General features: G+C 45.1%; 11 protein-coding genes and 1 tRNA gene. 6 read left to right on the top strand and 6 right to left on the bottom strand.

The genetic code is table 11. The features are described 5' to 3' along the window. Positions 1 to 7: 7 nt before the first annotated feature. The 5 genes from EXU85_RS01930 to lipB all read right to left on the bottom strand — a co-directional run bounded on the left by EXU85_RS01930 (position 8) and on the right by lipB (position 4,762). Positions 8 to 79 (bottom strand) — tRNA-Arg (locus tag EXU85_RS01930). 81 nt (positions 80 to 160) lie between these two features. Then, positions 161 to 2,641 (bottom strand): ribonuclease R, encoded by a 2,481-nt coding sequence (rnr, locus tag EXU85_RS01925; protein WP_142770454.1) that lies wholly within the window; start codon positions 2,639 to 2,641, stop codon positions 161 to 163. A gap of 168 nt (positions 2,642 to 2,809) precedes the next feature. Then, positions 2,810 to 3,547, bottom strand: coding sequence for a 3'-5' exonuclease (locus EXU85_RS01920; protein WP_142770453.1), 738 nt, complete (start codon positions 3,545 to 3,547; stop codon positions 2,810 to 2,812). A gap of 20 nt (positions 3,548 to 3,567) precedes the next feature. Next, positions 3,568 to 3,972 carry a hypothetical protein gene (locus tag EXU85_RS01915; protein ID WP_142770452.1) on the bottom strand — a complete coding sequence of 135 codons (405 nt, stop codon included), beginning with the start codon at positions 3,970 to 3,972 and terminating at the stop codon, positions 3,568 to 3,570. A 28-nt stretch (positions 3,973 to 4,000) separates the two neighbouring features. Continuing rightward, positions 4,001 to 4,762 carry a lipoyl(octanoyl) transferase LipB gene (gene lipB / locus EXU85_RS01910; RefSeq protein ID WP_142770451.1) on the bottom strand — a complete coding sequence of 254 codons (762 nt, stop codon included), beginning with the start codon at positions 4,760 to 4,762 and terminating at the stop codon, positions 4,001 to 4,003. Between the two features lie 95 nt (positions 4,763 to 4,857). Between lipB and EXU85_RS01905 the strand changes: the two genes are divergently transcribed. The 3 genes from EXU85_RS01905 (at position 4,858) to EXU85_RS01895 (ending at position 8,329) form a co-directional block, all read left to right on the top strand. Continuing rightward, entirely contained in the window at positions 4,858 to 5,211 is a 354-nt protein-coding gene (locus EXU85_RS01905) for a YraN family protein (protein ID WP_142770450.1), read from the top strand. Between the two features lie 106 nt (positions 5,212 to 5,317). Further along, positions 5,318 to 6,763 (top strand): S41 family peptidase, encoded by a 1,446-nt coding sequence (locus EXU85_RS01900; protein WP_142770449.1) that lies wholly within the window; start codon positions 5,318 to 5,320, stop codon positions 6,761 to 6,763. Positions 6,764 to 6,850: 87 nt separating this feature from the next. Continuing rightward, on the top strand, positions 6,851 to 8,329 hold the full coding sequence (locus EXU85_RS01895; protein WP_142770448.1) for a TonB-dependent receptor: 1,479 nt from the start codon (positions 6,851 to 6,853) through the stop codon (positions 8,327 to 8,329). Between the two features lie 42 nt (positions 8,330 to 8,371). On the opposite strand, the gene EXU85_RS01890 is transcribed toward EXU85_RS01895, so the two are convergent. Further along, on the bottom strand, positions 8,372 to 8,932 hold the full coding sequence (locus EXU85_RS01890) for an RNA polymerase sigma factor (RefSeq protein ID WP_142770447.1): 561 nt from the start codon (positions 8,930 to 8,932) through the stop codon (positions 8,372 to 8,374). 291 nt (positions 8,933 to 9,223) lie between these two features. Here EXU85_RS01890 and EXU85_RS01885 point away from each other — a divergent pair, with 291 nt between their 5' ends. The 3 genes from EXU85_RS01885 (at position 9,224) to EXU85_RS01875 (ending at position 11,426) form a co-directional block, all read left to right on the top strand. Continuing rightward, positions 9,224 to 9,457, top strand: coding sequence for a hypothetical protein (locus EXU85_RS01885; protein ID WP_142770446.1), 234 nt, complete (start codon positions 9,224 to 9,226; stop codon positions 9,455 to 9,457). Positions 9,458 to 10,413: 956 nt separating this feature from the next. Continuing rightward, a complete protein-coding gene (locus tag EXU85_RS01880; protein WP_142770445.1) occupies positions 10,414 to 10,686 on the top strand; it encodes a hypothetical protein in 273 nt (90 codons plus the stop codon). Between the two features lie 188 nt (positions 10,687 to 10,874). Next, the gene (locus tag EXU85_RS01875; protein WP_142770444.1) at positions 10,875 to 11,426 is read left to right on the top strand and encodes an RNA polymerase sigma factor; all 552 of its coding nucleotides are present in this window, start codon (positions 10,875 to 10,877) and stop codon (positions 11,424 to 11,426) included. Positions 11,427 to 11,473 lie beyond the last annotated feature (47 nt).

Here is an 11,473-nt window from a genome sequence, read left to right as displayed (position 1 = left end):
TTATCTGTGCTCCCGAAGGGATTCGAACCCCTATCGTCGGTACCGGAAACCGAAATTCTATCCATTGAACTACGGAAGCAGACGTTTCCCGTTTGGGAGTGCAAATATAGCAGATTGCTACACTAAAACGCAAGCCCGTTACTAAACAAGTCTTTACTTTTTACCGTCTCCCGCGTCCACCACGCCGGTTTTCACCTTTTGCCGCAACACCTTGTTTGGAGCTTGCACTGCCAGACCGACGGGAAGACGACGCAGATGTTCCTTTGGAACTACCGGAACGTGAGCTGCGACTGTCCTTGCCTTTGTCTGAGCCCAACCCCCGCGTGTCTGCATCCGTTGCACGACCTGCTTTGTCGCTCACTAGGGCAAAGTCCATGCTCCGGCGCGCCAGATTGGTATCTTTTACTTTGACAACAACGGGGTCGCCAAAGGTGTACATTTTCTTATGGCGCTGACCAATTATCCGATAATTGTCTTTATCGAACTCGTAGTAATCGTCACTAAGGTCCTGCATTCGAACCAGACCCTCGCAACTATTCTCCGTGATCTCAACAAAAATACCGAACTCCGTAACGCCCGAAATAACGCCCTCAAATACCTGATCGGGAGCCATTCGGCTCATGAACTCAACCTGTTTGTATTTGATGCTGGCCCGCTCGGCTTCGGCAGCCATGCGTTCCCGCTCCGATGAATGGCGACACTTGTCTTCATACTCTTCGCGATCAACCGGTTTGCCCTTATCCAGGTAATGTTGAAGCAACCGGTGCGCCATCATATCGGGGTATCGACGAATGGGCGAGGTAAAGTGCGAGTAGCGCTTAAATGCCAGACCAAAGTGGCCTAAATCTTCCGTACTATACCGAGCTTTCGACATCGTTCTAACGGCCAGTTGCTGGAGCATACCCGCTTCCGGTTTGCCCTCAATACTCGCCATAAAGCGGTTCATCGAACTGGATAAATGCTCGTCGTCTACATTAAGTTTGTACCCTAGTTTACGAGCGAAATCTGAAAAGCTGCGGAGCTTGTCTTCGGCTGGGCCTTCATGAACGCGATACACCATCGTATTCTCTTCGCCATTCTTGTTGCGCTTTGACAGCGAATGCACAAATTCAGCTACTCGCTTGTTGGCCAGCAGCATAAACTCTTCGATCAGCTTGTTCGTGTCCTGCCGGATTTTAGGGTATACAGCCAACGGAACTCCGTTTTCATCTAATCGGAACCGCACTTCAACCGTTTCGAAGTTAATAGCTCCGTTTTTAAACCGTTCGTCGCGGAGTTTGTAGGCTAGTTCATTCAGTAATCGGAGTTCTTCCAGGTAATCGCCACTACTATTATTCAGAATGTCCTGGGCCTCCTCGTAGGCAAACCGCCGATTTGAATGAATAATAGTGCGCCCAAACCACTCCTTCACGATCTGGGCATTCGGTGTCAGCTCAAATACAGACGAGAACGTCAGTTTATCTTCGTTAGGCCGGAGCGAGCAAAGACCGTTCGACAGTTTTTCGGGAAGCATCGGTACAACCCGATCTACCAAATAAACGGAGGTGGCCCGTTTGTAGGCTTCTGCTTCCAGCTTCGAACCAGGCAACACGTAATGCGTTACATCGGCGATGTGTACGCCAATTTCATAGTTGCCGTTCTCAAGCACTTGTACAGACAAGGCATCATCGAAATCCTTGGCGTCAACGGGGTCAATGGTAAAGGTGGTTACCTCACGCATGTCACGGCGATTGGCAATATCCTTATCCAGAATTTGGGTTGGGATCGTCTCGGCCTCCTGTTCCACATCCTGCGGGAATACAATAGGCAGCCCGAATTCCGCCAGAATGGCGTGCATCTCGGTATTGTTCTGCCCGGCCATTCCCAACACCGTAATCACTTCGCCCTCAAAACGTTGTTTGTGGCTGTCGGGATCAGGGAATTTCGTAAGCCGAACAATAACCTTTTCGCCATCGGCAGCCCCGCCAAGTTTCTCTTTAGGAATGAAAATGTCGTCGTAAATCTTCTTGCTGTCAGGAACAACAAAGCCATAAGTTGGCCAGACTTCAATACGGCCGACTAACTCAGCACGCCCCCGCTCAACGACACGGGCCACTTTCCCTTCAACCCGGCGGGCGCGATTACGGGAATCCGAAAAGCGAACTACCTGAACCCGGTCGCCATCAACCGCTCCGGCAAGGTCATCGGTCGAAACCCAGATATCATTATCCCGATCTCCCCGAATACCACTGGCCGTAGTGGGGATAACGAATGCAAAGCGTGAATTTACGTGATCAACAACCCCGTCAATCAGGTTTGAATTGGCATCTGCCCGGTAGCTACCGTCGGATTGTCGCACTAAAGCGCCTTCTTCGGTCAATTCACCGATCAGACCGTGCATGATGAGTTTCATGCGTCGGTCGCCCGTACCGAAATGGTCGAGTACCTGCTCCTGCGTAAAGGATTGTTCATCGTTAATCTGAAAAAACGCCAGCAGGTCGTTTTTCATTTCATCTAAAAAGGAGTCGGCCTGTTGAATAGGCCTTACCTTCGTTGATTTCTCAAAGCCTTTCTCACGCGGGCGAGTCGTTGGCGACTGCCCCGTACTGGGTTTACCAGATGAGGGCTTAGAATATTTATCTTGTTTTGGTTTTCCTCTCATGTTGTTTGCCTAACTCATTCGTCAGGCTAAAATGTTTAAATACAGTGTGGATAGAGGTTGTTTAATGAGTAATGTAAAATGAATAATGGATAATGTGCATAGGTAGCTTAACGCATTGTCCATTATTCATTTTACATTACTCATTAAATATTATTCATTTCTAAAACCTCAATCACTTAATACAATATGCTCGTCGGCCACGAGCGGGGCACCCACCATTTTCAAATAGACCTGTACAAGCATCACCATCGAATCGCGGGCGTACTGCTCAATTCGGGGCCAGTCGTGTTCGCGGTAATACACTTCACTGGTACGGTCGCCGGTCCATTCGAGTGGGCGGGTTGGAATATTTAAGACAGCGGCCAGCAGATCGAGCGGCACAAAATGCCGTTTGTCGCCAAACTGCCAGTGTTCGAGCGTATCCCGATGCGGAATTTCCCAGGGTTTCTTGCCTGAAATCTGTAAAGCAGGCGGAAGTGGCAGGCCATTTACCATTAATCGGCGACACAGATAGGGGAAGTCAAACTCCTTGCCGTTGTGTGCGCATAAGGTTAGCTCTCCGGGCGGATAGCGGTTCACAATAACCAGAAACTCCTGCAAGAGAGCTAACTCATCATCATTGCTGATTAGCTTGACCTTCAGATGCGGCTTGTCGTCGTCATCGAAAAACAAACCGCCCACGCCGATACAGATAATCTTACCAAATTCAGCGAAATACGAGGCTCGTCGGTCATACCAGCCAGCCGCCGACATCTCATCATCGTTTTTGAAATACCGACTTTTCTCTTCCCATTGCCGCTGCAACCTCGGCTCAACGGACAGCAGCGACGGCTCGCCCGCCACCGTTTTAAGGTCAATAAACAGAAGGTTTTTAAGCCGACGTTTCCAGGAAGTGGGCTGGGCCATACGATTTAGGGGTCAAGAAATCATGCGTGTAAAATTCCCTCTAGCCCTAATGCAGGTACAGGTACCAGATTTTCTTCTACGATGCTGTCTGGCACGAAGATAAACTTCTTATCGAAAATCTGGTCGCCGATGAAGTAACTTACCCAATACTCATTGTTCAGGTGAAATACATCGGGCATGATACTTTCAACAACCTCGTAGGCACCCGGCTGAACCTCGACAAAGAAATGCCGCAATACGGATGTTTTCTGCTCTTCGTCATTTTTCAATCCGTACCCTTTCGACGTAACAAACACAGTTTTGATGGGCACATCGTTCTGGTTGATCAAAAATACCTGCCAATCGTAACCACTAACGATATTCTCTTTCCGGGCGATAACGATCTGTACGCCCTCAACCGGCAAAAAATTAATGTCTTTTTTCATTCAATATAGCACGGATTTCCACCGCCATTCAACTACGGGCATCTACGGGTACGCCAGCCCGGCCCTCTATTAATTCCATCTCAAACAAAGCGGCCAGGTGGCGTTGAACATGATTGGCCACTTCATCCAGTGATACATCATGCCCTAACTCAGCCGCCAGTGACGTAACTGCCTTATCAGTAATGCCGCAGGGGACAATATGGTTAAAATAACCTAAATCTGTATTCACATTCAGCGCAAATCCGTGCATCGTTACCCAACGGCTGGCTTTTACGCCCATTGCACAAATTTTTCGGGGCCGCGGATTAGCACCCATACCATAATCAAGCCAAACACCTGTTAACCCGTCAATTCGTCCGGCATCCAGCCCATACTCGGCAAGCGTCAGAATGATACTCTCTTCGAGCAGACGCATGTACCGATGTATATCGGTGAAGAAGTTATCCAGATCCAGAATTGGATAACCCACCAGCTGACCAGGACCATGGAACGTAATATCGCCACCCCGGCGGATTTTAAAGAACGTCGCACCAAGCTCAGTGGCTAACCGGGTTTCATCAACCAGCAAGTTTTCGGCATGCCCACTGGTACCAAGCGTATATACAGGCGGATGTTCGCAGAACAGCAAATAATTTGGGGTCAGTTGTTGCTCGTCGGCAGGGCAGGTTCGATTTAGTAGTTTCTGACTAACAATCGTGGAAAACAGGCGTTCCTGCTCATCCCAGGCAGCCTGATAATCCATTAGCCCTAATGCCCGAACTTCAACTTGTTTATTAATGCGACTATTCATTTCATCCTGGACGGAAAAGTCTTCCGCTAGTTTACTAACAATGAGGTCGGTAAGTTTCGTTCGATTGTCGTTATTTGTGACTTTATTGCAAACAAATGGCACAACATAACGAAACAGGTAAGCAGGGCGAAGCCGAAGCATCCCGCTATCTCCGCGAGCAAGGATACGAAATCATGTTCCGAAACTTTCGATACCAACACGCTGAGATTGACCTCATCGCCAAAAAAGGAAAACTACTAGTATTTGTGGAGGTGAAAACGCGAACGAACCTCAGTTACGGTAACCCCGAGGAGTTTGTCTCCTATACGAAAGCGAAATTGGTCATGAAGGCTGCCGAACAGTATATTTTCGCTAACGACTGGCTGCACGACATCCGGTTTGACATTATTGCCGTAACTATTGCAGGCAACGAACTCCGGGTGAAACACATTGAGGATGCCTTTTGCTAAACTGATTGGGCTCGCTAAAACAGCCTGCATTTTCGGCTTTCAGTAAATTATTTAGGTGATTAGTACGTTGTTAATACGGATAAAAACTTCACATCAACAAACACGAATGAACACATCTTTTGCCTGGCGAACGGCACTTTCTCTGGTAATTTCCAGCTCTTTCCTAATGACTTCCTGCAAAAAGGAAGACGTGGCACCCTCGGGGCCTACCAGTAATGGAGAAGTGAATAATTGGGTTCTGGAGAATATGAAGAACTATTACTTCTGGAACGACAAACTACCAGCTAAGCCAGATACTTCCCTAACGCCCGATCAATTCTTTCTGTCATTGCTTTACGACCGTGCTAACACGGCAAATGCAGACCGTGATCGTTTCTCCTGGATTCAGGCCAGTGCCGACGAGCTTAAGGCTTCGCTAAGTGGCCAATCGAAGACAACGGGTATCGAGTATAATCTATACTATCGAGATCAGACAAGGACGAATGTCGTTGCGTCAATTATTTACGTACTACCTGGATCCCCAGCGGCTAAAGCGGGCATTAAGCGGGGAGATATCATCTCAAAAGTCAACGGAGAGGCATTAACGGGCACTAATTATCAGACTATGCTGGCTGGTAGTAGCGATACATATACATATGGGTTTGCTACAGTCAGCAATGGCGCACTAACAGACAATGCTCAAACCAAACAGGTTACGGCAGTCGTTTTTCAGGAAGACCCTGTTCTGTTGGATACAACCTATACCATCGGCGGAAAAACAATAGGCTACGTGATCTACAATCAGTTCATTCCCGGCCTGTATAAAGCAGGGAGCTCATCGTTAGATAATACCTATGATTTGAAGCTGGATAATATTTTTGTCAAGTTCAAACAGAAGGGTGTTAACGAACTGGTTCTTGATTTACGGTATAACCGGGGTGGCTATGTGAGTTCGTCCACTAACCTTGCCAGTTTAATTGGTAAAAATATCGATGCCTCCAAGGTGTACTATACGCAGAAGTGGAATAGTATTGTAACGGCGCAAAATGACAAGCAGCGCGGTGTGGGCTGGAATACTCAGAATTTTCTGGTGAAAGCCGCGAATATTGGGGCTAATTTAAGTCGTGTATTTGTCCTGACAACAGGCAGTACGGCTTCGGCCAGTGAGCTGGTTATTAATGGCTTACGCCCTTTCATGACTGTGACTACCATCGGCACAACCACCGTTGGCAAGAATGTTGGCTCAATTACGATTTCGGATGAAACAGGTCGTATTAAATGGGGTATACAACCCATCACGTTCAAATCGGCAAATGCGCAGGGTTTTACCGATTATGCAGGTGGATTTACGCCGTCCGTAGAAGTGAAAGAGCCCAGCTATGCCATGAAAGCGTTTGGCGACGTAACCGAACCCATGTTAAGCGAGGCTATTTTCCAGATTTCAGGGACACGAACGGTACGCCGTGCGGCATCTACAGATGTTACGCAGCCGATCCTTGGCTCATCTCTCGACGGCAAGGCCGGTGGAGGCAACATGTTCTTCACGGATAAACTTTCTAATGTACAACATTAAGATTGCATTATTTTGACACAAAGGCGGCTCTAAAGGCTGCTTTTGGTGTTTTATATTGTAACTTAGCAGTAACAAGCTCCCATCACTATGTACGAAAAGAATATTGGTACGAAGCAAAAAGCATTACGTATTAATCTGGACCGACGTATTTATGGCTCCTTTGCAGAAATTGGTGCAGGTCAGGAAACAGCTGCCATGTTTTTTAAAGCAGGTGGCTCATCTGGTACAATTGCCAAAACAATGTCTGCGTATGACATGACATTCAGTGATTCTATTTACGGCGTTGAAGAAAGCGGCCGATATGTGGTCGAGTCTCGTCTCGTAAAAATGCTGAGTAAGGAATATAGCCTGTTAGAGAAACGATTAGCTGAAAAACGTGGCCCAGACACCACGTTTTTTGCGTTTGCCAATACAGTGGTTGCTCTCAATTACCAGAAAACCAACGAAGCGCATGGCTGGTTGGGTTGCCGGTTTCAGCTAAACCCACAATCTGGCTACAATGACGTGATTATCCACGTCCGAATGATCGATAACGAGAATATCCTTCAGCAACAGGCACTTGGCATTATTGGCGTTAACCTGATTTATGGTTGTTACTATTACGCTAAATCGCCCGAAACACTAGTATTGTCGCTCATGGACGATCTGGCTCCCGAGCGTATCCAGATTGACATGATCCGGTTTAACGGACCTGACTTCTCGGATGTAGATAACCGGCTCATGAGCCTGCATCTGGTTAAGAATGGCTTTACAGATGCCGCCCTTTTCGGTGCTGATGGGCAGGTGCTACAACCTTCCGAAGCCCTCTACAAAAAACATATTCTGGTCATGCGCGGGCGATTACGACCCGTTACGAATGTCCAGATGGATATGATTGAAAATGGCCTGAAGCAGTTTAAGGACGAACCCGATGTAGATTCGAGTCGGGTAATTTCGATGGCGGAGCTAACACTCCATAATCTGAAAGCCAATGAGCAGGGTATTGACGAGAAAGATTTTCTGGATCGGGTAGATATTCTGTGCTCTATGGGTCAGACGGTGATGATCTCCAACTACCTGGAATACTATAAACTGGTAGCTTATCTGGCTCGTCTAACGCGACTCAAGATTGGCCTGATTGTGGGCATTCCGAACCTGGAATACATCTTTGAAGAAGGTCACTACGAGTTTTTACCGGGTGGGATTCTGGAATCGTTCGCCACCTTATTCAGCCGGAAGGTTAAGCTATTTGTGTACCCAACGCTGAAAGAAGGGGCTATTTATACCTGTAATGAATTCAAATTACCCGCCACCCTGGAGCCCCTGTTCCAGTATCTGGTGCGAAACGACAAAATTGAGGATATTACCGATTACAACGAACAGAATCTGCACATATCAACCGACCACGTGCTGGAGATGATTCAACTGGGTGAAGATGGCTGGGAGAATATGGTACCAGCTCGTGTGGCCGAACAGATCAAAGCAAATTGTCTGTTTGGTTACCCCTGCGAAGTTGAGTATGTTCCTATTGGTCAGCAAGTCCGTCAACAACAGGAGCAGGTAGAAGAGCAAACCACTTCACGCTAAATCACAGTCAGTATCCTAATCATTTATAGTGTATTAGGTTCATTATTGGTGTCCGGCAGTATACTGTTTTAGGTATAATCGATGGATTTTGTCACGGCTTCGTTTTAGGCGCATTTTAACGGTGCCAGGATTAATTTTATACACCTTAGCGATTTCATCGATACTTAGTTCCTGTTCATACTTTAGCTGAAGTAACGTCTGTTCACTTTCGGATAGAGAAGCCATGGCCTGTTTGACCAACAAGAGCGTTTCTTCATGATATTGGGAATCTTCAGTATCGGGAATATCCTGCCTGAGGCCTTCTTCAATAGGAGCGAAATGAAATCGCTTCACCTTCCGAAGCTGGTCCGAACAGTAGTTAAAAGCAATCGAATATAGCCAGGTCGAAAAGCTGGACCGCTCCTGAAAACCGTCTAACTTATCAAACACTTTCAGGAAGATATCATGCGTAAAGTCCTCTGCTTTATCGCTGTCTTTCGTCATGGATAAGCAGCGCCGATAGACCTTATTTACATATCGGTTATAAAGTGTCTCAAAGCATTGGTTGGGTCGGCTGGTCAGGTATTGCCGAATCATTTCTTCGTCAGTTAATGAAGCATCCATAAGTAAAAATCAGCTTGTCTTGCCTGCAAATCCGGTCAAGCTGAACGTAATTCAGGTTAGTAATGAGCCTAGGACGGACACCCCCCCAATAAGATACTAAAAATATATTAAGTGGTATTTCAGATTGGTGGTTAACCACTAATAGTATCTATCTGTACTGATTCGAAAAAACAATTGACTGGAACTGGTAGCAACTTAAACTGGTATCTTATGTTGCGCCTGTAACTCACTGACTAGTATAAATAAGCAGTTATATCTAAAAAGCAGGCTTATACTCATTGCCTAGCAGATATGAATCAACCAGTTGCCAATATTGAATTACTAGTTCAGATCGCCAGCCAAACGGGACATCCCTATGCGGATGCTTATACTATTTGGGAAATATACCGCGCGTATCCAGATGCTTACTCAATTGTTGACACCGTGTTATGGGTTGCTCAGAATCAGGGAGTTTCCGTGGTGGATGCAATAAAGACGGTACAAGATATTGAAGAGCAGTTTGGCAGCTCTACTAACGGCGTATAGGAAGCCATCAAGCCATTACTAGAAGCAAGCAATTGGCAACATCTTGACTTGACAGGCAATGCCTAAAAGAAATTAATCTTTTTACGACAAAAGCGAATGCCCAGGTATGTATAAAGTAAAAGTATAACAGTCTCTAAAATGATTTGCATAGGGTGATTGCGTAACGTACTGCTCGAAATCGTTTTCACCCAGTGAACAAGAGCTGCGCAATAACATGTAAAGCCAAGTAAGAAACCGGCTATAACGAGTAAAGAAATACAGAGTCGATGTAGTCGTTCCAATACCATTGTTCAAAATTAATCATGTGTTTACGCTACTAAATTGCCTTTTCAGTCCTCAAAAAGCCATCCTAAATGAATACTTAGCAGGATTGAGGGTATAACAAGCGTATATAGATTTTATTTACCATAACTAATTAGCTCTCTTTGTTCAAAAATTGCCAGTTGTTGTTCATAGACTTTACCTATCCACAATCAGCCAGTAGCTGTTTTCGTAGGCAAGCAATCAGCTAATAGAGGCACTCCTATTCCGTATCTCTCCTTAGAAGCGATCATACGATTAAACTAGAAATTGTTTTAAATAAATAAGTGCAAACTTATGAGGTACAGAAGGGCTACTACTACACAAGGCCTTGTGCTTCAATAGCAATTCAAAATTAATAGAGTCCCCAAGCGCTAATAATAGAGACTATATAGCAGGCAGGTCTGACTTTAAAAACGGAGGTAATACTAATAAAACTGGTAAGGTTGAATAAGCTGCTCCCAGCCAAAAATATACCTGTTACTTTTTCCAGATCTCCAGTCTAACCCATTCATTAAGGCTCACTGCTCGGGCTTTTGCTGTCTACGATATACGCTAAAACGAAGGACTAAGCAGTTGATAATTAGGCGAATTAATCAGAAACAGTTTGGCTCTGGTTTTGCTAGCATTTACTTGAAACAAGCTAGGCAAACCTCATGAGAACGAAACAGTCAATACCAAAAGAGGTTTCCCTGATTTTGCATCGGCAAAGAAAGCGGCTCAGCGAATTGAATGCACTTGATAAGTGGACCGAACCTGAATTTGAAGAAATTATCCATTGCTCCACTGAGTGGGACATTCAAAAGCAAAGCTGGATATTTCCACTTCCAGCCATTGAAAAGTTAGCCTTTGATGCCAGAACTCCTGATAAACAGGCTCGGTCATTGCAGATGATTGCCAAATACATGAACCTCGACTCAACAAAATAGGTAACTTTTTTACTAACAATGCGTAGAAGAAACAATCCTTAATAGCGTAAACCTCTATTTACCAACATAAAATACCGTTAAATATATTTTTGATGTGATAATTTACTACATTGCATGTATCGACAACAAAAAACAACAATACCCTTATTTTAGTACACAATTCAGTACTTTAATTCACTACCTTCACCATGAACACTACCTTAACCGACGAAGAAACAATCCGACAGTATCTATTTAGTGAACCAAATCAATGTTTCGAGACTCTTTATAATCGATACGTAAACAAGATTTATCGTCAATGTTTGTCAATGACGAAAGATTCTGACAAAGCAGAAGACTTTACGCATGATATTTTCCTAAAAATGTTCGATAAGTTGAATGCCTTTCAGGAGCGATCCAGCTTCTCTACCTGGCTGTATTCAATTGCTTTCAACTACTGTTCAGATCAACTTCGGTTATCTAAACGATTCAACACGATTGCTATTAACTCAACCCTTGAGCAATCTATATCAGAGTCGAAAGAAGCCTATTTACATGAAGAGACGCTTCAATTAGTCAAACAAGCGCTCAGTATTCTGTCTGCCAATGAGCGAACAATACTGAAGCTCAAATATGAAGAAGGGAAAAGTATTGACGAAATTGCTCAATTGTACAGCCTAAAGACTAGTGCAGTAAAAATGCGTCTTAAGCGTGGGCGAGAAAAAGTACACCATTTTTGCTTACAACAATATTCGATCTAATATATTATTAGCACAGAGACTGAGAAAGAGTTGTAGGTTTTAACTTA

The sequence above is a fragment of the Spirosoma sp. KCTC 42546 genome (assembly GCF_006965485.1).
GTDB lineage: Bacteria > Bacteroidota > Bacteroidia > Cytophagales > Spirosomataceae > Spirosoma.
Note: the sequence above shows the minus strand (reverse complement) of the source record. Positions and strands in the feature narration are given on the sequence as shown.